General features: G+C 65.8%; 22 protein-coding genes and 1 tRNA gene. 8 read left to right on the forward strand and 15 right to left on the reverse strand.

Features of this window, described 5'->3' with window-relative positions:
• The first annotated feature begins 39 nt into the window (after positions 1-39).
• Both BLR19_RS04360 and BLR19_RS04365 read left to right on the forward strand, forming a co-directional pair.
• On the forward strand, positions 40-2,001 hold the full coding sequence (locus tag BLR19_RS04360) for a M61 family metallopeptidase (RefSeq protein ID WP_091747606.1): 1,962 nt from the start codon (positions 40-42) through the stop codon (positions 1,999-2,001).
• A gap of 117 nt (positions 2,002-2,118) precedes the next feature.
• Positions 2,119-4,095: a M61 family metallopeptidase gene (locus BLR19_RS04365; RefSeq protein ID WP_091749097.1), complete on the forward strand. Its 1,977-nt coding sequence runs from the start codon at positions 2,119-2,121 to the stop codon at positions 4,093-4,095.
• Positions 4,096-4,265: 170 nt separating this feature from the next.
• Here BLR19_RS04365 and BLR19_RS04370 read toward each other — a convergent pair whose 3' ends face one another.
• Positions 4,266-4,946 (reverse strand): type 1 glutamine amidotransferase domain-containing protein, encoded by a 681-nt coding sequence (locus BLR19_RS04370; protein WP_091747609.1) that lies wholly within the window; start codon positions 4,944-4,946, stop codon positions 4,266-4,268.
• Between the two features lie 119 nt (positions 4,947-5,065).
• On the opposite strand from BLR19_RS04370, the gene BLR19_RS04375 reads away from it, so the two are divergent.
• A complete protein-coding gene (locus tag BLR19_RS04375) occupies positions 5,066-5,983 on the forward strand; it encodes a CE1 family esterase (RefSeq protein ID WP_091747612.1) in 918 nt (305 codons plus the stop codon).
• Positions 5,984-6,117: 134 nt separating this feature from the next.
• Here BLR19_RS04375 and rplL read toward each other — a convergent pair whose 3' ends face one another.
• The 6 genes from rplL to BLR19_RS04405 all read right to left on the reverse strand — a co-directional run bounded on the left by rplL (position 6,118) and on the right by BLR19_RS04405 (position 10,206).
• On the reverse strand, positions 6,118-6,501 hold the full coding sequence (gene rplL, locus BLR19_RS04380; RefSeq protein ID WP_055754823.1) for a 50S ribosomal protein L7/L12: 384 nt from the start codon (positions 6,499-6,501) through the stop codon (positions 6,118-6,120).
• 62 nt (positions 6,502-6,563) lie between these two features.
• A complete protein-coding gene (gene rplJ / locus BLR19_RS04385) occupies positions 6,564-7,079 on the reverse strand; it encodes a 50S ribosomal protein L10 (RefSeq protein WP_055754822.1) in 516 nt (171 codons plus the stop codon).
• Positions 7,080-7,389: 310 nt separating this feature from the next.
• A complete protein-coding gene (locus tag BLR19_RS04390; protein ID WP_091747615.1) occupies positions 7,390-7,962 on the reverse strand; it encodes a DUF2059 domain-containing protein in 573 nt (190 codons plus the stop codon).
• 69 nt (positions 7,963-8,031) lie between these two features.
• Positions 8,032-8,484, reverse strand: coding sequence for an NUDIX hydrolase (locus tag BLR19_RS04395; RefSeq protein WP_055754820.1), 453 nt, complete (start codon positions 8,482-8,484; stop codon positions 8,032-8,034).
• 153 nt (positions 8,485-8,637) lie between these two features.
• Positions 8,638-9,699: an AI-2E family transporter gene (locus tag BLR19_RS04400; protein ID WP_218119313.1), complete on the reverse strand. Its 1,062-nt coding sequence runs from the start codon at positions 9,697-9,699 to the stop codon at positions 8,638-8,640.
• A gap of 90 nt (positions 9,700-9,789) precedes the next feature.
• A complete protein-coding gene (locus tag BLR19_RS04405; RefSeq protein ID WP_091747621.1) occupies positions 9,790-10,206 on the reverse strand; it encodes a winged helix-turn-helix transcriptional regulator in 417 nt (138 codons plus the stop codon).
• Between the two features lie 53 nt (positions 10,207-10,259).
• Between BLR19_RS04405 and BLR19_RS04410 the strand changes: the two genes are divergently transcribed.
• Positions 10,260-10,868, forward strand: coding sequence for an NAD(P)-dependent oxidoreductase (locus BLR19_RS04410; protein WP_091747624.1), 609 nt, complete (start codon positions 10,260-10,262; stop codon positions 10,866-10,868).
• Between the two features lie 64 nt (positions 10,869-10,932).
• Here BLR19_RS04410 and rplA read toward each other — a convergent pair whose 3' ends face one another.
• From rplA to aspS, 8 genes are all read right to left on the reverse strand, one after another.
• Positions 10,933-11,622, reverse strand: coding sequence for a 50S ribosomal protein L1 (gene rplA / locus BLR19_RS04415; RefSeq protein WP_017506695.1), 690 nt, complete (start codon positions 11,620-11,622; stop codon positions 10,933-10,935).
• Positions 11,623-11,625: 3 nt separating this feature from the next.
• Positions 11,626-12,057, reverse strand: coding sequence for a 50S ribosomal protein L11 (gene rplK, locus BLR19_RS04420; RefSeq protein ID WP_008259841.1), 432 nt, complete (start codon positions 12,055-12,057; stop codon positions 11,626-11,628).
• Between the two features lie 228 nt (positions 12,058-12,285).
• The gene (gene nusG / locus BLR19_RS04425) at positions 12,286-12,861 is read right to left on the reverse strand and encodes a transcription termination/antitermination protein NusG (protein WP_017506694.1); all 576 of its coding nucleotides are present in this window, start codon (positions 12,859-12,861) and stop codon (positions 12,286-12,288) included.
• 13 nt (positions 12,862-12,874) lie between these two features.
• Positions 12,875-13,189 carry a preprotein translocase subunit SecE gene (secE, locus tag BLR19_RS04430; protein ID WP_017506693.1) on the reverse strand — a complete coding sequence of 105 codons (315 nt, stop codon included), beginning with the start codon at positions 13,187-13,189 and terminating at the stop codon, positions 12,875-12,877.
• Positions 13,190-13,259: 70 nt separating this feature from the next.
• A tRNA-Trp gene (locus tag BLR19_RS04435) sits at positions 13,260-13,335 on the reverse strand.
• 96 nt (positions 13,336-13,431) lie between these two features.
• Positions 13,432-14,766: a hemolysin family protein gene (locus BLR19_RS04440; protein ID WP_153923662.1), complete on the reverse strand. Its 1,335-nt coding sequence runs from the start codon at positions 14,764-14,766 to the stop codon at positions 13,432-13,434.
• Between the two features lie 95 nt (positions 14,767-14,861).
• A complete protein-coding gene (locus tag BLR19_RS14960) occupies positions 14,862-14,996 on the reverse strand; it encodes a hypothetical protein (RefSeq protein ID WP_255366430.1) in 135 nt (44 codons plus the stop codon).
• A gap of 144 nt (positions 14,997-15,140) precedes the next feature.
• Complete coding sequence (gene aspS / locus BLR19_RS04445) at positions 15,141-16,973, reverse strand: aspartate--tRNA ligase (protein WP_091747627.1); 1,833 nt, start codon at positions 16,971-16,973, stop codon at positions 15,141-15,143.
• A 129-nt stretch (positions 16,974-17,102) separates the two neighbouring features.
• On the opposite strand from aspS, the gene BLR19_RS04450 reads away from it, so the two are divergent.
• The 4 genes from BLR19_RS04450 (at position 17,103) to BLR19_RS04465 (ending at position 21,956) form a co-directional block, all read left to right on the forward strand.
• The gene (locus BLR19_RS04450; protein WP_255366431.1) at positions 17,103-17,426 is read left to right on the forward strand and encodes a YciI family protein; all 324 of its coding nucleotides are present in this window, start codon (positions 17,103-17,105) and stop codon (positions 17,424-17,426) included.
• An 85-nt stretch (positions 17,427-17,511) separates the two neighbouring features.
• Positions 17,512-18,192, forward strand: coding sequence for a P-loop NTPase family protein (locus BLR19_RS04455; RefSeq protein WP_091747630.1), 681 nt, complete (start codon positions 17,512-17,514; stop codon positions 18,190-18,192).
• Between the two features lie 60 nt (positions 18,193-18,252).
• Positions 18,253-20,469 (forward strand): RNA degradosome polyphosphate kinase, encoded by a 2,217-nt coding sequence (locus tag BLR19_RS04460; protein WP_091747633.1) that lies wholly within the window; start codon positions 18,253-18,255, stop codon positions 20,467-20,469.
• On the forward strand, positions 20,469-21,956 hold the full coding sequence (locus tag BLR19_RS04465) for a Ppx/GppA phosphatase family protein (protein ID WP_091747636.1): 1,488 nt from the start codon (positions 20,469-20,471) through the stop codon (positions 21,954-21,956). The genes BLR19_RS04460 and BLR19_RS04465 overlap by 1 nt, the downstream gene beginning before the upstream one ends.
• Positions 21,957-22,004 lie beyond the last annotated feature (48 nt).

The raw sequence follows: 22,004 nt of genomic DNA on the forward strand, positions 1-22,004 counted from the left end.
GGACTGTCGCGGCTCCCCCAGTCGCCTGAAGAGTCCTCGATGATCCGTTCTTGCCTGCGCGCCGCCCCTGTCGGCCTCGCCCTCCTATTGGCCTCGACCGCCCCGGCCGCCCTGGCGCAGCAGGCCTCGACCACGCCGCCCGCCCTGCCCGCGCCCCTGCCCGCGATTCCGGAAGCGCGGGACGTCGCCTACCCCGGCGTCATCACCCTGGATGTCGATGCCACCAATCTGGCCCAACACATCTTTGCGGTGAAGGAAACGATCCCGGTCGCCCAGGCGGGACCGATGACCCTGTTCTTCCCCGAATGGCTGCCGGGCAACCACGGCCCCGTCGGCCCCATCGCGCAGCTCGCCGGCATCGAGATCACGGCGAACGGCCAGCGCGTGCAGTGGGTCCGCGACACCCTGCATCCCTTCGCCTACCACGTGGTCGTCCCGGCGGGCGCGACCGCGCTGAACATCACGATGCAGCACCTGTCGCCGACGACCGGCGCCCAGGGCCGAATCACCATGACGCCCGAGATGCTGAACATTCAGTGGGAGAAGATGCTGCTCTATCCCGCCGGCCATTGGTCGCGGAACATCATGGTCCAGCCCACGGTCAAGTTCCCCGCCGGCTGGCAGTTCGGCACGGCGCTGGAGCCCGAAACCAAGACCGGCGACGTCCAGACCTTCAAGCCCGTCAATCTGGAAGTCCTGATCGACAGCCCGGTCTTCGCCGGCGTCCACTATCGCCAGATCGACCTGAACCCCGGCGGCCGTTCGCCCGTCCGCGCCAACTTTGTGGCGGACAAGGCCGACAGCCTGAACGCCACCGACGAGCAGATCCAGATCCTGCGCAACCTGGTCGACCAGATGGACCGCCTGTATGGCGCGCGCCACTTCGACCATTACGACTTCCTGATCGCCATGACCGACAAGCTGGGCGGCATCGGACTGGAACATCACCGCAGTTCGGAGAACTCCGTCGATCCCGCCTTCTTCACCGGCTGGGATACGCATCTGGGCGACCGCGACCTGCTCAGCCACGAAATGAACCACTCGTGGGACGGCAAATGGCGCCGCCCCGCCGACCAGTATGTGCCCAACTTCAACTCGCCCCTCCAGAACAGCCTGCTGTGGGTCTATGAGGGCCAGACCCAATACTATGGTCAGGTCATCGCCGCCCGTTCGGGCCTGCTGACCAAACAGCAGGCGATGGACGCCCTGGCCATGACCGCCGCGACCTTCGACACCCGCGTCGGCCGCGAATGGCGCGCGATGCAGGACACCACCAACGACCCGATCATCAGCCAGCGCCAGCCCAAGGGCTGGCTGTCGTGGCAGCGTGACGAGGACTACTATTCCGAGGGCCAGCTGATCTGGCTCGACGTCGATACGACGATCCGCGAGAAGACCGGCGGTCGCAAATCGCTCGACGACTTCGCCCGCGCCTTCTACGGCGTCCGCGACGGCGACTACGCCCCCGCCCCCTATACGTTCGACGATGTGGTCGCGGCCCTGAACGGCGTCGTCGCCAACGACTGGGCGACCTTCCTGCGCACCCGGCTGGACGCCGACGGCCCCGACGCCCGCGCCCCGCTGGACGGCCTGGCGCGCGGCGGCTGGCGGCTGGCCTATTCGGACAAGCCCACCGACTACATGAAGACCCTCTACACCGAACTGAAGCGCAACGACTTCACCTATTCCCTGGGCTTCCAGACCGGCGAGGCCAACAAGATCCGCAGCGTCCAGTGGAACAGCCTGGCCTTCAAGTCGGGTCTCGCCGCCGGCATGGAGATCGTCGCCGTCAACGGCCAGGCCGCCACCCCCGACCGCCTCGCCGAAGCCGTCACCGCCGCCAAGGACCCGGCTGTCCCCATCACCCTGATCGTCAAGGACGACGAGCAATACCGCACCGTCGCCTTCGACTACCACGACGGCCTGCGCTACCCCCGCTTGGAACGGATCCCCGGAACCCCCGACCGCCTCGGCGACATCCTGACGCCACGCCGGCGCTGAGCAGCACGCTCACCCGTTTCCTCCCCATCTGCGATGGGGAGGAGACACAACGCCACGCTTGACGCATCGCGCCCCGCCCACGACGGTGCGGCTTCCCCTGCCGATGTGGATGACCTGATGCCGCGTACCCGCCTGACCGCCGCCTGCCTCGCCGTCCTGATGACGACCGCCGCCGCCCCGGCCCTGGCCCAGACCTTCCAGTCCACTCCGGTCATAACCGATGCGACCCAGGCGCCGCTGGCCCTGCCCCGCGCCCAGCCGGCCATCCCCGCGCCCCAGGACAAGCCCTATCCCGGTGTCATCCAGTACCGCGCCGACATCACCGATCTGGACCGCCGGATCATCAACGTCAGCCAGACCATCCCCGTCGCCGGTCCCGGCCCGCTGACCCTGCTCTATCCCAAGTTCCTGCCCGGCAATCACGCCGCCACCGGCCCGATTCAGCTGATCTCCGGCCTGACCGTGACCGCCGATGGCCAGCGTATCGAGTGGCTGCGCGACACGCTGGACCCCTACGCCTTCCACCTCGACATACCGGCCGGCGTCACCAGCATCGACATCGCCTTCCAGCAGTTGACCCAGCCCGACAGTTCCAACTGGCGCGTGCTGATGACCCCGGCGATGGTCAATCTTCAATGGGAGAAGGCCATCCTCTATCCGGCCGGCTATTTCAGCCGCCAGATTCAGGTCGCCCCCAGCGTCGTCCTGCCCGCCGGCTGGAAATATGGCACGGCCCTGAGCACGGCCTCGCAAGACGGCGACGTGGCGACCTTTGCGACGACCGACCTCTACACCCTGATCGACAGCCCCATCTTCGCCGGCGCCCACTATCGCCGCGTGGACATCGACCCCAGCGGCGACCGCGTCCACCTGAACATCCTGGCCGACGAGGCCAAGGGCCTGGCTGCCACGGACGACCAACTCAAGCTGTTCGAAAACATGGTTCAGCAGGCCGACCGCCTGTTCGGCGCCCGCCACTTCGACAACTACGAGTTCCTGTTCGCCCTGACCGATCAGATGGGCGGCATCGGCCTGGAGCATCACCGCTCATCCGAGAACACCGGCGCGCCCGACTTCTTCACCAACTGGGCCAAGAGCGCCGGCGACCGGGGCCTGCTGCCCCACGAATACACCCACTCCTGGAACGGCAAGTTCATGCGTCCGGCGGACGAGTTGACCGCCAACCACAACGTCCCGACCCAGAACACCCTGCTGTGGGTCTATGAAGGTCAGACCGAATACTGGGGCGACGTCCTCGCCGCCCGCTCGGGCCTGCATTCCAGGGACGTGGCGCTGGCCACCCTGGCCAACGTCGCGGCCTTCTATGACGAACAGCCGGGCCGCGCGTGGCGCGCGCTTCAGGACACCAACAACCACAATCTGCTGGGCTACCGCGTGCCGGGCCAGTTCACCTCGTGGATGCGCGGCACCGGCGACTATTACCGCGAGAGCCTGCTGGTCTGGCTGGACGCCGACACCCTGATCCGCGAGGGCACCAATGGCCGCAAGTCGCTGGATGATTTCGCCAGGGGCTTCTTCGGTCACGACGACGGCGAATGGGCGCCTCAGGGCTACACCTTCGAAGATGTCGTCGCGGCCCTGAATGCGGTCTATCCCCACGACTGGGCCGCCTTCCTGCGCACCCGTCTGGACGCCGTCGGTCCCGACGCCCGCGCGCCGCTGGCCGGGATCGAGCGTGGCGGCTGGCGACTGACCTACACCGACACGCCCTCGGCGGCGGAGAAGTCGGTCCAGACCGGCTGGGCCAACGACTTCCAGTATTCGCTGGGCTTCACCCTGACGACGGACAAGCTGACCAACATCCGCTGGGGCGGGCCCGCCTTCGAGCAAGGCCTCGGCGCCGGCTGGAGCCTGGTCGCCGTCAACGGCAAGGCCGGCTCGGCCGAGGTGTTGCGCAACACCGTCACGGCGGCGAAAGGGACCGACGCCCCGATCGAACTGTTGCTGAAATCCGGCGATCGCTTCCGCACGGTGGCCTTCGATTACCACGACGGCCTGCGCTACCCGCGGCTGGAACGGATCGAGGGCGCGCCGGATCGCCTGTCCGACATCCTCGCGCCACGCCGGCGCTAACTCTGGGCCGGCGCTAACTCTGGGCGACTGTCTCCTCCCCACTCGGTGGGGAGGTGGCGCGACGCGCCTTCGCGTCGCGACGGAGGGGCTCTTTAGGTCTGTGGGACTTCAAGAACCCCTGCACCGCTTCGCGGTCCCCCTCCCCATCGCGGGGAGGAGACAGATTTTCCTTATGCCCTCAACAGCTTCAGCAACGCCTCGGCCGCCGCGTGCGACGAGCCGGGGTTCTGCCCGGTCACCAGCTTGCCGTCGGTCAGAACATAGGAGCCCCAGTCCGGCCCCTTGGAGTAGTCGCCGCCGTTGGCGGTCAGCACGTTCTCGACCAGGAACGGCACCACATCGGTCAGGCCCACGGCCTCCTCTTCGGAGTTGGTGAAGCCGGTCACCTTGCGGCCGTTGACCAGCGGCTTGCCGTCCGCGCCGTTCACGGACTTCAGCACGCCCGGCGCATGGCAGACGAAGCCGGTCGGCTTGTCCGCCTTGGTGAAGGCCTCGATCAGGGCGATGGAATCGGCATCATTGGCCAGGTCCCACAGCGGCCCGTGACCGCCGGGATAGAAGACGGCGTCGAAATCATCGGCCTTCACCGACGACAGGATGACGGTCGAGGCCAGGGCGGCCTGAGCTTCGGCATCGGCCTTGAAGCGGCGCGTGTCGTCCGTCTGGGCGTCCGCGTCGTCGCTCTTGGGATCCAGCGGGGGTTGCCCGCCCTTGGGCGAGGCCAGCACGATCTCCGCGCCCGCATCCTTCAGCGCGTAATAGGGGGCCGCCAGTTCTTCCAGCCAGAAGCCGGTCTTCTTGCCCGTGTCGCCGAGTTGATCGTGCGACGTCAGCACCAGCAGAATTTTCATAGGGGATGGCTCCGTCTTGGGGTGTCCACAGATGGGAAGCCGCACGGCGCCGCTCAAGACTGGCCTCGATGCCGAAAACACCTCACCCTGTCGCTCTCGATCAGCGGAGACGACGTCGCATGAAGCCTTGGTTCGGCCTGTTCGCCGCCCTGATGGGCCTGATCATCTTCAGCCCGTCGGCGCACGCGGCCGCCCCCTGCAACATCAGACAGGCGGGCGCGACCCAGGCCGTCGCCATCGGCCGCACCGGACGCACGATGCGGATCCACCTGCCCGTCGGTTTTGACCCCGCGAAGCCCTCACCTCTGGTCTTCCTGCTGCACGGCAGCGGCGGCACGGGAGAGAAGATGCTGGTGTCTTCCGGCTTGGCTGAGGCGGCGGATCGGCACGGCTTCATTGTCGCCGCGCCCGATGCTGGCATTCCGATCGATCAAGGTTTCGTCTGGAACATCCCCGGCGTGCCGACCGTCACCGGCGCAGTCCCCGGTCCCGGCGATGCCGACGACGTCGCCTATCTGACGGGAGCCATCGATTATCTGGCCGACCAGGGCTGCGTCGATGACAGCCGCATCTATGCGACGGGCCTGTCGGGCGGCGGGCGGATGGTGTCCTGGCTGGGTTGCGTCGCCGCCGACCGTTTTGCCGCCATCGCTCCGGTCGTCGGCTTGCGCGCCGGCAATCCCAGAAAGGACCGCCCGCAGGAGCCGGATCCCGCCACCTGCCGTCCTTCGCGCCCTATGCCGGTCATCGCCTTCGCCGGCGACGCCGACACCACCAATCCGATCCAGGGCGGCGGCGCAGGCTATTGGAGCTACACCATGCATGCCGCCGAACAGCGCTGGGCCCAGCTGAACGGCTGCACCCAGGTGCGCGACACCCGCTGGATAGCCAACAAGGTCTATGAAGAGGGCTACGCCGCCTGCCGCGACGGCGCCGACGTCGTGGGCCGTATCACCGCCGGCGGCGGCCACAGCTGGGTCGCCGACAACGACGCCCTGTGGGCCTTCTTCGCCGCCCGCACCCGCCCGCAGCGCTGATGCAGACCAAGCCCTAGCCTTGTTGCCGCTCATGGGCCTCAAGTAGCGCGAAGCGCGGTAGGCCCCAAAAGAAAAAGACCCGGCGGTTTCCCGCCGGGCCTTTCCGATCTTCAGCAAATGCCGAAAGTCAGATCTTACTTGATCTGGACCTTGGCGCCGGCTTCCGTCAGCTTCTTGGCGACTTCGTCGGCGGCTTGCTTGGAGACGTTCTCGACGACGTTCTGCGGAGCGCCTTCGACCAGGTCCTTGGCTTCCTTCAGACCCAGGTCCGAACGGACGCCGCGGACTTCCTTGATCACGTTGATCTTCTTGTCGCCGCCGTCGACCAGGACGACGGTGAATTCGGTTTGCTCTTCGGCAGCTTCAGCCGGAGCGCCGCCGCCGGCGGCCGGAGCAGCCATGGCGACCGGAGCAGCGGCGCTGACGCCCCACTTTTCTTCCAGCAGCTTGGAGAGTTCAGCAGCTTCGAGGACGGTCAGAGCGGACAGGTCTTCGACGATCTTGGCGAGGTCAGCCATTGTCAGTTTTCCTTCGGAGGATTGGTTTTAGAGAGTGATGCAGAGATGAAAGGCTGGGCCGCTTACGCGGCTTCCTTGGTGGCGTAGGCGTTGAACACGCGAGCCAGCTGACCGGCGGGTGCTTGCAGCACGCCGGCGATACGGGTCGCAGGCGCGTTGAGCAGGCCGATGAGTTGACCGCGAACCTCGTCGAGCGTCGGGAGCTTGGACAGTGCGTCCACGCCCTTTTGGTCGACGATGGTCGAGCCCATGAAGCCGCCGACGATCTTGAAACGATCGTTGGCCTTGGCGAACTCGGTGGCGACCTTGGCGGCCGTACCGGGGTTCTCGGAATAGGCGATGCCCACGGGACCCTTGAACAGGTTGTGGTAGTCGCTGCCTTCCTCGGCTTCGAGCGCCTTCAGCGCCAGGCGGTTCTTGACCACCTTGAACGCGCCGCCTTCTTTACGAAGACGGCCACGCAGATCTTCCATTTCCGCAACGGTCAGACCCAGGTTGTGGGTCACGACCACGCTGCCGGCGTCGGCGAAAACGCCCTTGAGCGATTCGATAGACTCGGCTTTTTGAGCGCGATCCATTGCGGTCTCCAGTCTTGGTATTCGCCGCCGGGCTTATTCCCGACGACGGATTGGCCAAAGCGCGTCGCATCGCTGCGAAACGTCGGGCCGGTCTTATTGTCCGAAGGATGCGTCTGACGGCGTCCGTCCCGGAATGCGGGCTGACAGCGCAAGGTCGCGTCCCCATCTCCCCACGGCGTCAGAGGGCTCTCTGACAGTTATGGCCTGGGTGACCCCCACGCCCCGAAGTTCTCGGACAGGACCGTCAGAAGATGAACCTCCGACGGGAAGCGGCGCTCTTACAGGCGCCGCCGTTAGAAATCAACCCGGCTTAACGCCGGCTGGGCTTGGCGCCGGTCTGTTCGGCCTCGCCGCAGTCGAACCGGGCGCAATATTTGCTCTCGAACTCCTCCAGAAGGTTCGTCATCGCTGCGGTCTCGACCTCCTGTGAGGCCATGCTCAAGGATATCGTCTTGGCTGCGACAGAGCGCCCGACAGCCGTGCGATAGAATGCGATCTGAGCGACCAGCTCTTCTTCAGTGAAGACGGAGCCGTAGATTGGGGCCAAGTCATCCATGAACCGCTCGATCATTCTGCTAGCCATGGACGGCATGTTGGTGCGCACCCAAATCGCTTCTTCGCCGCCCTTTTTATCCAGTTCACCCATCTGCGTGACCATGAAGCGCTCGAACTCCTTCATGAAGTTCGGGCCGACGGACAGGTCGATCAGTTCGCGCGCCAGGGCGCTGCGGCGCGCCAGGCCGGCATCCTGCGGCGCAGGCTCGACGCGCGTGACAACGACAGTTTCGGATCGAGCCGCCGTCTGCGCATACGCGCCTGTCGCGCTCAGACCCAGCGCCAGACCCAACGACGCGGCCAGCGCCAATTTGTGTGTGATGATCATGATGGCCTCCCCCGCTCTCTTATCGGAACGCTCAGGCCCGCAGGCCAGTCGAATTCGACCGACGGTTGCTTAATCTTCCAGCGGCGTGGCGTCGAAGTCGCGGATCAGCGCGGCCAGGTCGGGCTCATGAACCAGATCCGCCGCCTCGCTCAGGCTCATCCAGCGGCGCTCGCGCTGATGTGCCTCGGGCCAGGCGCCCATCTGGATCAGCACTTCCAGCGGATAGACCGACACCACGCACTGGCGCACGCCGCCGTCTTTCAGACCCTTGGCGTATCGGAAGACGCCGATGGACTGGGTGTCGACGTCGCCCTTCACCCCCGCCTCCTCCATCGCCTCCTGGGCGGCGGCCTCGGGATCGCTCTTGCCGACCATCCGCCCGCCCTTGGGGATCACCCAGCGTCGCGTTTCGCGCGAGGTGATCATCAGGATGCGACGCTCGCCGTCCTCCAGCCGCCACGGCAGGGCCGCGACCTGCCGGGTCTCGGAGCGGGTGGTGCGTTTCGACCGGGCCTGCGGCACGCCTCAGCCCTCGCCCATCGCTTGAGCGGTCCTGACGATTCGTGCTGGCGCTCGCCCAATCTTCACGTCTGGTTCCAGGTCTGCCGGTCGCGGCCGCCCTCGAAACGGGATCGCGACGGCTGCGTCAAGTTGTCAGACCACGGACGGTCCCATTTATTTCTCTCCGGGCGCCTTGGCCTTGGGATCGCCCAGCACGTCCTGACGATACAGCATGGTGATCAAGGTGTGCAGCACCAGCGCCAGCGGCGTGGCGAACAGCACGCCCAGCGGCCCGAACAGGGTGCCGATGCCCACGACGGCGAAGATGCCCAGCACGACGGGCAGGTTCGCGACGTTCTTCTGCACCATCGGCGTGATGAAGTTGCTCTCCAGCTGAGACACCACGACATACAGCGCCAGCGTCATCAGGGCCGTCTGCCACCCTTGCGTGGCGCCAACCAGCACGGCCGGCACGGTGGAGACGATGGGGCCCACGATCGGCACGAACTGCGCCAATCCCGTCAGCAGACCCAGCCCCAGCGCCGACGGCACGCCGATGATGGCCAAGCCGACCCCTGTCAGCGTGCCGACCAGAACCATCGAGAACAGCTGCGCCTTCAGCCAGCCTTTCAGCGCCTTCCCACAGCTGTTCAGCACTTCGCGCATTCGCGGGCGGCGATCCATGGGCAGCATGGACAGCAGCCCCTCGCGCGACTTGGCGGGCTCGATCGCCAGGAAGACGCCCGCGACCACGACGAGAACCAGTGTGGTGACACCCGATGCGAAGCCCAGGGCGAACTTCTGAGCGACCTGCAACGCCTGACCGGCACGGCCGCCCAGCCCTTGTAGTTGCTCCAACAGCTGTGCGGCATAGGGTTGGGCCTGGATCCAGGACTGAACCTGCTCCCAGCCTTGCGGCACCACGGCGGACAGGGCCACGACCTGTTCGGTGATCTGGGTTCCGAACAGGGTCAATATCCCCGCCAGGACCGCGACCACGATCAGCAGCGACAGGAAGACGGCCAGCGGATCCGGCGCCTTCAGCCAGCGCACGATGGGATCGGCCAGGGCGCGCAGGATCACCGACACCACGATGGCCCCGAAGATCAGCAGCCACAGCGTCTGCAGCGTCACGATCAGCTGGACCGCGAAATAGGCCGCCACCAGCACGATGGCGCCGAACGCGAGCCGCCCCTTCCACGGGTCGTGGCCGCCCACACCAGGCTTGTCGCCCATCAGTTTTCCCAGTCCGAACATATCGCCCCCTTCAAGGTCGCGACAGGAACGCGGGTCGAGCGTGGCCGTTCGCCGCAGGCGATAAAAAAGTCAGTGGGCGTCGGAGGATCGCTGATCGTAGGCCATTTGCGCGGCCGCGACTTCCGGCATCCGGGTCTCGGCCCAGTCGATCATGGACTGCATCGCCGCCATCAGGGTTCGGCCCAGCGGCGTGACCGCATAGGTCACCGACACCGGCACGGTGGCCACGACCGAGCGTGACACCAGCCCGTCGCGCTCCAGCGACTTCAGCGTCTGGCTCAGCATCTTCTGCGACACCCCATCGACCCGCTGCTTCAGGGCGTTGAAGCGGATCGGCCCCTCTCCCAGCACGATCAGGATCAGGGTGCTCCACTTGTCGGCGATGCGGTCCAGCAGTTGCCGCGTCGGACAGTTCGCTGCGAACACATCGCCGCGCAGCCAGGTTTCTTGAAGGTAATTAGGTGTCTGAGAGGTGCCGTCTTGCATGGCCGCACCCCATAGCGCACCTGGTATCCATTGGATACCTACAGGAGCCTTTCATGAAAGTCGCAGTTCTCGGCGCCAGCGGTCGCGCCGGCTCGGAAATCACCAAGGAACTGGCCGCGCGCGGTCACACGGTCACCGCCATCGCCCGCAAGCCGGAAGCGATCCCGAGCGCCACCGGCGTCACGCCTGTCGCCGGCGACGCCTCGGACGCCGCCGCGCTCGCCGACCTGATCAAGGGCTCGGACGCGGTCATCAGCGCCCTGCACTTCGATGTTCCCGCCGCGACCATCCTGGGCGCGCTGAAGACCGCCGGCGTCCCGCGCCTGCTCGTCACCGGCGGCGCCGCCAGCCTGGAGGTCGCGCCCGGCGTTCTGCTGTTCGACACGCCGCAGTTTCCAGCCGAATGGAAGCCCATCGCCAAGGGCGGGCTGACCTTCCTAGACGACCTGCGTCAGGAAACGGACATCGACTGGACCTTCTTCTCCCCCGCCGCCCTGATCGAGGAAACGCCGCGCCTGGGCCGCTACCGCACCGGGACCGACCAACTGGTCGTGGACGCCAACGGCGACAGCAAGATCGGCTTCTCCGACTACGCCATCGCCATGGTCGACGAGCTGGAAAACCCCAAGCACAGCCGCGCCCGCTTCACCGCCGCCTACTGATCCGGGCAAGAAAAAACGGCGGGGATCGCTCCCCGCCGTTCTTCAGTGTGGCTTGTCTTTCGACTTAGGCGCCCAGCGAGGCCGGGTCGACCTTGAAGCCCGGGCCCATCGTCGAGGACAGGCTGATGCGCTTCACATAGGTGCCCTTGGCGCCCGACGGCTTGGAACGCACCAGGGCGTCCACGATGGCCTTCACGTTGGCTTCCAGGGCGTCCTGGGTGAACGAGACCTTGCCGATGCCGGCGTGGACGATGCCCGCCTTCTCGACGCGGAACTCCACGGCGCCGCCCTTGGCGTCCTTGACGGCCTGGGCCACGTTCGGGGTCACGGTGCCGACCTTGGGGTTCGGCATCAGGCCGCGCGGGCCCAGCACCTTACCCAGACGGCCGACCAGGGCCATCATGTCCGGCGACGCGATCACGCGGTCGAACTCCATGAAGCCGCCGGCGATCTTTTCGTACAGATCTTCGGCGCCGACGTGTTCGGCGCCGGCTGCGGTGGCTTCGGCGGCCTTGGCGTCCTTGGCGAAGACGGCGACGCGAACGTCACGGCCGGTGCCCGACGGCAGGTTGACGACGCCACGGACCTGTTGGTCGGCGTGACGCGGGTCGACGCCCAAGTTGACCGAGATTTCCAGCGACTCGTCGAACTTGGCCTTGGCGTTTTCCTTGGCCAGCTTGATGGCGTCGGAGAACGGCAGCAGGTCCTGGGTCACGCCGGTGCGGGCCTTGAAGGCCTTGGTTTGCTTGGCCATGGTTTAGCCCTCCACCACTTCGAGGCCCATCGCGCGGGCGGAGCCTTCGATGATCTTGGCCGCCGCGTCGAGGTCGTTGGCGTTCAGATCCTTCATCTTCTTTTCGGCGATCTCGCGCAGTTGCGCCTGCGTGATCTTGCCGGCGACTTCACGGCCGACCAGCTTCGAACCCGACTTCAGGCCCGTGGCCTGCTTCAGGTACCAGGTCGCCGGCGGCGTCTTGGTGATGAAGGTGAACGACTTGTCCTGATAGACGGTGATCACGGTCGGAAGCGGGGTGCCCTTGGCTTCCTTCTCGGTGCGTGCGTTGAACTCCTTGCAGAAGCCCATGATGTTCACGCCGCGCTGACCCAGAGCCGGGCCGATCGGGGGCGAAGGCGTGGCCGAACCGGCCGGCACTTGCAGCTTGATATAGCCGAGAATCTTCTTGGCCATTGGTCTCTCCTATGAATGATCCCGAACGTGATCCGGGACCGGTGAGCCGTGGTGCGGCATGGCTGCCTCCCACGGATTTGACGCTCCGCGAACCAAGGGCCCGCCGAGCGAAGGCGGGCGTTTAACAGAGGGGGGATGGAAAGGCAACGCACCGCCCCGCCGTCGCCGCAGAAACGAAAAAGCCGCGCCCTGTCGGACGCGGCTTAAATCTCGACCGGTGCGTAAGCCTCAGCCCGCGACCTTCTCCACCTGGGCGTATTCCAGTTCGACCGGCGTGGCGCGGCCGAAGATGGACACGGCGACGCGCAGGCGGGCGTGTTCTTCGTCCACGCTCTCGACCGAACCGTCGAAGCTGGCGAACGGGCCGTCGATGACCTTGACCTTCTCGCCGATGTCGAAGCGGATGGTGGGCTTCGGACGTTCGACGCCCTCTTCGACGGCGCCGATGATGTTCTGAACTTCACGCTCGGAGACCGGCAGGGGCTTGGTGCCGCCCGCGGCGCCCAGGAAGCCCGTGACCTTCGGCGTGTTCTTGACCAGGTGATAGGCTTGGTCGGTCATTTCCATTTTCACCAGCACATAGCCGGGGAAGAACTTGCGTTCCGAGTTCACCTTGCGACCGCGACGGATCTCGACGACGTCTTCGGTCGGAACCAGGATTTCGGAGAAGGCGTCTTCCAGGCCCTGTTGCTTGGCCTGATCACGCAGCTGCTCGGCGACCTTCTTCTCGAAGTTCGAGTAGGCGTTGACGATGTACCACTTGTGGCGCGGATTGGCGGGCTTTGCGGGCGCTGCATCGGTCATGGGCGCGTCTTTCTCAGGATCCGAGAGCGATGATGTAGCGGAAGGCGTAGCCCAGGCCGGTGTCCACGATCCAGAAGAAGATCGAGGCGATGATGACCATGATGAAGACCATCACCGAGGTGATCCAGGTCTCCTTCCGGCTGGGCCAGACGATCTTGCGGCCTTCGGCACGCACCTGGCTCAGGAACTGGCCGGGGCTGGTGCGGGGCTTCTTGGGCTCGGGCGAATCGACCGTGATGGCGGCGGCGCCGGCCGCCTGAGGCTTGGCGCCCATCTGGGGCTTCGCGCTGCCTTGAGGCCGCTTGCCGGGAGTTTTGGCCTTGGCCATCAGTTGCTCTTCACACAATTGTTCCTGTCGCCCCAGATGGGAAGTCCCATCCGGAAGCGACAGGGGGGATTGGCAGGAGTTGGGGGACTCGAACCCACGACCCCCGGTTTTGGAGACCGGTGCTCTACCAGCTGAGCTAAACTCCTAGACAACCGCGCAAACCCGAAAGGTCCGTGCGTTCGCCAGAGGGGGGCGTATGCCCGACACCGCCCGCCATTTCAAGGGCGATGTGACACTTGCGATCAGTCTTCCAGATGCGCGGCGATGGCGTCGCGCTCGTCCTGTGCCTTCACCAGTTCCTTGAAGATCAGCTTGTCGATGCGGCGGTCGTCCATATCCACGACCTCGACCTCGAATCGGCCAACCTGCAGCACTTCGCCCTCGTCCGGAACGCGCGAGATCTGGTGCAGAATCAGGCCGGCGACGGTGTGGAAGCCTTCATGCTCGCCAAAGTCCTCGCCCAGCTTGTCGGCCAGTTCGTCCAGGTCCGTCTGACCATCGACAAGCCAGCTGCCGTCGGCGCGCTGATGGATCCAGGCCTGCTCTTCGTCATGGCCTTCATTGAAGTCGCCGGCGATCATTTCCAGGATGTCGGTCGCCGTCACCACGCCTTCAAAGGCGCCGTACTCGTCGACGATGAAGGCCATGTGGACCCGCGAGCCCTTCAGGATCTCCAGCGCCTTCAACACCGAGGTCGACTGAGGAATGAAGGCCGGCTCGGCGACCAGCGGTTCGATGTCGAACTTGCCGTTGGTCAGCAGGCTGTCCAGCAGATCCTTCTTGTGAACCACGCCCAGCGGATTATCCACGTCGCTCTCGCGCGCAACCACGATCCGCGAATAGGGGCAGGTGCGAATCTCTTCGCGCAGCATCTCTTCGGGGTCGTCCAAGGCGATCCAGAACACGTCGTGACGCGGGGTCATCGCCACCCGCACCGGACGGTCGCCCAGGCGCAGGATTTCCTCGATCATCACCTGCTCTTCGGGCTCGATCAGGCCGGCCGAAGTGCCTTCGGCCAGGATGGTTGCAACCTCTTCCTGGGTCACGTCGGAGCCATCGCGATCCTTGACGCCCAACAGCTTCAGTATGCCCGAGGTGGAGGCGGTCAGCAGCAGGACGAACGGCTTCAACACGATCGCCAGCTTGGAGATCGGCCCGGCCATCTTGGACGCTACCGTTTCGGGGAAGATCAGCGCCAGGCGCTTGGGCACCAGTTCGCCGATGATCAGCGAGACATAGGTGATACACACGACCACCAGGGCCGTGGCGAAGAATTCGGTATATTGAGCCAGCGCCGGGAAAGCGACTTCCAGAATGCGATCCAGTTCGCCCGCGATGGTCGCCTGACCATAGGCGCCCGCCAGAATGCCGATCAGGGTGATGCCCACCTGAACCGCGGACAGGAACTGAGTCGGTTCTTCCGACAGCTTCAGCGCCGCCCTGGCCCCCCGGTCGCCCCGTTCCGCCCTCGCCTGTAGTTTGGATTTCCGCGAGGAGACGACCGCCAATTCAGTCATGGCGAACAAGCCGTTGAGCACCACCAGGAGCAGAACGACAGCAATAGCGATGAGTAACATCTAGGGGGTTTTGGGGACCGACGCGGCGCGACAGACGGCGTCCGCAGCGCTACATTAGGGCAGGATCGCGACCAGCGCCACGTTTTCCTTTGCGCTCAACCCGTCCGCCCGGCTTCGACCGAGCCATAGGCGCCCGAAACCGGCTGGCCATTGGCATCATACTGGGTCGCACAGGCGCTCATGCCCAGCACGGTGCCGATGAAGATACCCAGACGAATGGCGCGTCGCATTTGGTTACCGAAAGATTAACGTCCGATCCGAACGTAAATCCCGGTTTGCGGTTGCAGGCAATCGTGCTCGCCCTGGGCGCGAACGCAAAAAAGGGGACGCCGCGAAGCGTCCCCCCTCTGTCGTCCTTGATCAGATCTCGCCGATCACACCTTGATCGGCAGCGCCGAGCGGATGTGGACGTCCTTCAGTTGGCGCTCCTCGGCCTCGGTCGGGGCGTTCATCAGCAGATCCTCGCCCTGCTGGTTCAGCGGGAAGGCGATGACCTCGCGGATGGCCGTCTCGCCGGCCAGCAGCATGACGATGCGGTCGATGCCGGGGGCCAGACCGCCGTGCGGCGGCGCGCCGTAGCGGAAGGCGTTCAGCATGCCGCCGAACTGCTCCTCGACCACCGAGGCGTCATAGCCGGCGATCTCGAACGCCTTCAGCATGATCTCGGCCTTGTGGTTCCGGATCGCGCCCGAGCACAGCTCATAGCCGTTGCAGACGATGTCGTACTGATAGGCCCGGATGGTCAGCGGATCCTGGTTCTCCAGAGCCTCCAGCCCGCCCTGCGGCATGGAGAAGGGGTTGTGGCTGAAGTCGACCTTCTTCTCTTCTTCCGACCATTCGAACATGGGGAAGTCGACGATCCAGCAGAATTTGAACTGGTCTTCGTCCACCAGCTTCAGCTCCGTGCCCACGCGGGTGCGGGCCAGACCGGCGAACTTGGCGAAGGTCGCGGGCAGGCCAGCGACGAAGAAGGCGGCGTCGCCCTGCCCCAGACCCAGCGACGACATCAGGACCTCGGTCGGTTCCTGACCCAAGTTCTTGGCGATCGGACCGCCCCAGGCGCTTTGATCCTCGGACCAGAAGATATAGCCCAGGCCCGGCTGGCCCTCGCCCTGCGCCCAGGAGTTCATGCGGTCGCAGAAGGCGCGCGAACCGCCGGTCGGCGCCGGGATGGCCCAGACGGCGTTCTTGTCGTCCGCGCCCAGGATTTTGGCGAACAGGCCGAAACCACCGTCGCGGAAGTGGTCGGACACCACCTGCATCTTGATCGGGTTGCGCAGGTCCGGCTTGTCCGAGCCATACCAGGCCATCGATTGGGCATAGGTCAGGCGCTCGAAACCCTTGTGCTCGAACGTCTCGCCGAAGTCGTTGGTGAAGGTATGGACGCCGTCGATGGCCGAGACCGGCTTGCCTTCGCCGAACTCCTCGAACACGCCGTGCATCAGCGGCTCGATGGCGGCGAAGACGTCTTCCTGCGTCACGAAGCTCATCTCGACGTCGAGCTGATAGAACTCCAGCGAACGGTCGGCGCGCAGGTCTTCATCACGGAAGCACGGCGCGATCTGGAAATAGCGGTCGAAGCCCGACACCATGAGCAGCTGTTTGAACTGCTGCGGCGCCTGGGGCAGCGCATAGAACTTGCCTGGGTGCAGTCGCGACGGCACCAGGAAGTCGCGCGCGCCTTCCGGCGACGAGGCCGTCAGGATCGGCGTCTGATACTCCAGGAAGCCCTGATCGACCATGCGGCGGCGGATCGAGGAAATCACCTTGGAGCGCAGCACGATGTTCTTGTGCAGTCGCTCGCGACGCAGATCCAGGAAGCGGTTGGCCAGGCGGATATCCTCAGGATATTCCTGATCGCCGAAGACCGGCATCGGCAGTTCGGCGGCTTCGGACAGCACCTCGACGCCCTGAACGCGCACCTCGACCTCGCCGGTCGGCAGGTTAGGGTTCACCACCGAGGCGTCGCGGGCGACCACCTCGCCATCGACCTTGATCACGCTCTCGGCACGCAGACGTTCGACGGCGGCGAAGCCCGGTGTCTCGGGGTGCAGAACCAGCTGCGTCAGGCCGTAGTGATCGCGCAGGTCGATGAACAGCAGGCCGCCGTGGTCGCGCTTGCGGTGAACCCAGCCCGACAGGCGAACAGTGGAACCGGCGTCGGAGGCGCGCAGGGCGCCGCAGGTGTGAGAGCGATAGGCGTGCATGAAACGAACCGTCTGGAGTCTCTGGGCGGTGGAATCCGACGCCGTCGGCGCCCGAAATCGAAGCGGCGTAGGGCGCATCATCGCCCCGGAAAGTCAAGGTTTCAGCCGTTGCAAAGCCAGCCGCCGCGCATGATATCTGACGCTTCCATCCCGTCCGAGGCCGCCATGTTCATCGTCACCATCACCTACACCCAGCCCATCGAAGCCATCGAGGCGCGGACGGTCGAGCATCGCGCGTGGCTGGATCAGCATGTCGCCAGCGGCCTGATCATCGCCGCCGGGCCGATGGTCCCGCGCACCGGCGGTATTCTGGTGGTGCGCAGCGGCGGAACCAAGGAAGAGCTGGAGACGCTGCTGAAGGACGATCCGTTCCAGGTTCACGGCCTGGCCGATTACACGGTGACGGAGTTCAAGGCCGGCAAGCTGAATCCCGCCCTGGCCGAATTCGCCTGATTCATCCACAGGGGCGCGGTTCGCTCCCCGCAACCAACAGCGCGGACCTGACGCGGTTAACGCCGGCCTCTGCTATGACAGGCGCATGTCCGCGCTGAGCGCCCTGCCCCCGACGACGACCGAACAGCTGCGTCTGCCGCTGGAGCGGCCGGTTGCGGGCGAGGTCTTCGTGACGTCCGACAGCAACGCCGAGGCCGTGCGCGTTCTGGCCCGCTGGCCCGACGGCGTGGGCGCGGTGCTGGCGCTTCACGGCCCGCCAGGGTCGGGCAAGAGCCGCCTCGCCGCCGACTGGGCCGAGCGGGTCGGCGCTGTGCCCCTGAACGGCGCCGAGGCCGCGCTGATCGATCCGCTGGAGCTGGAAGGCCGGCCGGTCCTGCTGGACCGTGCGGCGGACGCCGACGACGAAAGCCTGTTTCATCTGATCAATCTGGCCAACTCCGGCGGCGGCGCTCTGCTGCTGGTGTCGCGTTCGGCCCCGCGCCAGTGGTCGGTCGATCTGCCCGACCTGCGTTCGCGGCTGGACGCCGTGCGCGCCGTCGCCATCGCCGCGCCCGATGACGCCGTCCTGTCGGCCATCCTGCGCGCCCGCTTCGCCGAACGCAGCATCACCCCATCCGACGACGTGATCGACTATCTGGTTCGACGCCTGGACCGCTCGGCCGAGACCGCCGCTTCGGTGGTCGAACGTCTGGACGCCCTCCACCGCCCGGTCACGCGCGTTCTGGCGCGTCAGGTGCTGGACGCTATGGACGCCGCCGCCGACTGACCCGCGACATTTTCTCGGCGCCCGCTTGCGGCCGTCACACACGCGCGCGAGAACCGGTTCATGACCGACGCCGCGATCCATGACGACACCCGAGGCGAAGAGGTTCCCGCCTCTCGCGCCCCTCAACTGGCGCTGAGCGAAGAGCTGATGGCCTCTCCCAGCCGGTTCTTCAATCGCGAAACCTCGTGGCTGGCATTCAACGAACGCGTGCTGGAAGAAGCCGCCAACCCCAACCATCCCTTGCTCGAGCGGCTGCGGTTCCTGTCCATCTCGGCCAATAATCTGGACGAGTTCTTCATGACCCGCGTCGCCGGCCTGAAGGGCCAGTTGCGCGAACGCCTGCGTGTTCTGTCCGCCGATGGCCTGACCCCCGCCGAACAGCTGGAGCAGATCAACATCGCCGCTGGCGAGCTGATGGCCGAACAGCAGTTGCGCTGGCGCCAGCTGAAGAAGGAGCTGACCGTCGCCGGCATCGAGATCGTCGATCGCCAGAAGATCACCAAGACCGAGAAGGAGCGTCTGGAACCCGAGTTCCTGAACCAGCTCTTCGCCGTCCTGACGCCGCTCGCCATCGACCCGGCCCACCCCTTCCCCTTCCTGCCCAACCTCGGCTTCTCCCTGGCGCTGAAGCTGAAGCGCAAGGGCGAGACCAAGACCTTCTACGCCCTGGTGCCGGTGCCGACCCAGGTGCGCCGGTTCTGGGAACTGCCGACCGACGGCCGCTCCACGCCGGGGCACAAGCGGTTCATCACGCTGGAAAACGTGCTGCTGCTGTTCATCGACCACCTGTTCCCCGGCTGCGAGGTTCAGGAAAAGGGCGTTCTGCGCCTGATCCGTGACTCGGACATCGAGATCGAGGAAGAGGCCGAGGACCTGGTCCTGGAGTTCGAGGAGGCGCTGAAGCAGCGTCGTCTGGGCTCGGTGGTGCGGGTCAAGATCGAGGCGTCCATGCCTGTCGATCTGCGCGACTTCATCGTCGGCGAGCTGGAGGCCGCGCCCCAGGACGTGGTTCTGGTCGACGGCATGCTGGGCCTGGCCCAACTGTCGGACCTGATCCCCGGCGGCCACCCGGACCTGAAGTTCAAGGGCTATGAGCCGCGCTATCCCGAACGCGTCCGCGACAATGGCGGCGACGTCTTCGCGGCCATTCGCGAAAAGGATCTGCTGATCCACCACCCATTCGAGAGCTTCGACGTGGTGGTTCAATTCCTGCGTCAGGCCGCGCGCGACCCCAATGTCATCGCCATCAAACAGACGCTGTACCGCACCTCCAAGGACAGCCCCATCGTCGCCGCCCTGATCGAGGCGGCCGAGAACGGCAAGAACGTCACCGCCCTGGTCGAACTGAAGGCCCGCTTCGACGAAGAGGCCAATCTGCGCTGGGCGCGCGCGATGGAGCGGGCCGGCGTCCACGTCGTCTTCGGCTTCGTCGAATACAAGACCCACGCCAAGGTCAGCGTCGTGGTCCGGCGCGAGGGCGAGGGCCTGCGCACCTACTGCCACTTCGGCACCGGCAACTATCACCCCGTGACGGCCAAGGTTTACACCGACTTGTCGCTGTTCTCCTGCGATCCCGTGCTGGGGCGCGACGCGACGCGGGTGTTCAACTACATCACCGGCTATGCGACGCCGGACCACCTCGAAGCCCTGGTCGTCTCGCCGCTGAACATGAAGGCCACGCTGATCGAACTGATCGGCAAGGAGATGTCGGCCGCCGCCATGGGCAAGCCCGCCGCCATCTGGGTCAAGCTGAACGCCCTGGTCGATGTCGAGATCATCGACGCCCTTTACCGGGCCAGCCAGTGGGGCGTGCGGATCGATCTGGTGGTGCGCGGCATCTGCTGCCTGCGTCCCGGCGTCCCGGGCCTGTCGGAGAATATCCGGGTCAAGTCGATCGTCGGCCGCTTCCTGGAACACAGCCGCATCGTCTGTTTCGCCAATGGCAAGGACCTGCCGCATGACAAGGCCAAGGTCTTTATCTCTTCGGCCGACTGGATGACGCGAAACCTGGATCGCCGGGTCGAGCTGATGACGCCGATCCGCAACGCCACCGTCCACGATCAGGTGCTGGACCAGATCATGGTCGCCAATCTGAAGGACGACGCACAAAGCTGGGTGCTGGACGCCGAAGGGCGCTATACACGCGTCACCCCCGCCGATCCTGAGCGGCCCTTCTCGGCCCACAAATACTTCATGACAAATCCCAGCCTGTCCGGGCGCGGCCGTAAGGCCAAGAGCCTGCCCGCCGTCCTGCGCTACGAGCGTCCAGGCCGCTGATGCCCGACATCACGCTTACCGACCGCGACATCGCCGCGATCGACATCGGTTCAAACTCGGTTCGACTGGTCCTGTACCGGCTGGAAGGCCGCGCGATCTGGACCGTCTATAATGAAAAGGTTCTGGCCGGCCTGGGCCGCGACCTGCCGACGACCCGCAAGCTGTCGCCCGAGGGCGTGGTGATGGCGATGACGGCGCTGCGCCGTTTCGCCGCCGTGCTGGAAGGCGTGCGGCCTGACGCGACCCTGATCGCCGCCACCGCCGCCGTGCGCGAAGCCTTGGACGGGCCGGAGTTCTGTGAACGGGTCGCCGCCGAGACCGGCCTCCAAATCCGCGTCCTGTCGGGTGAGGAAGAGGCCAAATACGCGGCCATGGGCGTTTTGGCCGGCGCCCCCCTGGCTCACGGCGTCTCGGCCGACATGGGCGGCGCCAGTCTTGAGCTGACCCGGCTGAACGGAGACGGCGTCGAGAATGGCCTGACACTGCCGCTGGGTCCGTTTGCTCTGGCTGACGGCAAGGCCTTCGACGCCGACCGCATCAAGGCCCGTATCGATCAGGCCCTGAAACCGGTCGCAGGCCAGTTCATGAGCGAGCGCCTCTACGCCGTCGGCGGCGCCTGGCGGACCCTGGCCCAGGTGCAGATGGGCTTGAAATCCTATCCGCTGAAGGTCGTGCATCAGTATCAGATGTCGGCCGAGGAGGCGCTGGAGACCGCGCGTCTGGTCGCGCAACAGTCGGCGGCCAGCCTGGCCAAACTGCCCGGCGTATCAAAGAAGCGCGCCGAGACCCTGCCCTACGCCGGGCTGGTGCTTGAGGCGTTGATCAAACATCTCGGTCTCAAACAGATCGAGATGTCGGCCTGGGGCGTGCGCGAGGGCCTGCTTTTCGAGACGCTGGACGAGGCGACGCGCACGGCCGATCCGCTGCTGGCCGGCTGCACCGCCCTGGGCGGTCGTCAGGGCGTTGCTCCCGCCCTGCCCGGCGCGCTCAACGGCTGGATTTCAGAAATCGTCGCCGCCCTGCCAGAGGTGTTTGGCGAGAAACGCGACGCTGTACTGGTCAGCGCCGCCTGCCGTCTGGCGGACCTGGGCGCACGGCTGCACCCGGATCACCGGCTGGAGCTTGTTTTCGACCAGGTGCTGCGCGCGCCGGTCGCTGGGATCAGCCATACCGAACGCGCCTTTTTGGCCAGCGCCATGAACGCCCGCTACGGCGGCGCGCCCGCCACGCCTCAGCCCGAGGTCATCGACCGCCTGCTCGACGCCGCCGCCGCAAAACGCGCGCGCGCCATTGGCCTGGCGATCCGTCTGGCCTGCGATCTGTCCGGGCGATCGCCTCAGCTGATGGCCAACGCCACCGCCAAGGTCAAAGGCGGCGACCTGCGCCTGACCGCGACCGAAGGCTACGCCGACGTCCTCCTGGGCGAACAGACCAAGAAGCGCGCCAAGGCCCTCGCCGAGGCGATGGACCTGGGGCTGAAGATTTGATTTCGAAGTCTCCTCCCCACTTGGTGGGGAGGTGGCGCGGCGCTTCTT

Source organism: Brevundimonas sp. 374 (assembly GCF_900102995.1).
GTDB lineage: Bacteria > Pseudomonadota > Alphaproteobacteria > Caulobacterales > Caulobacteraceae > Brevundimonas > Brevundimonas vesicularis_C.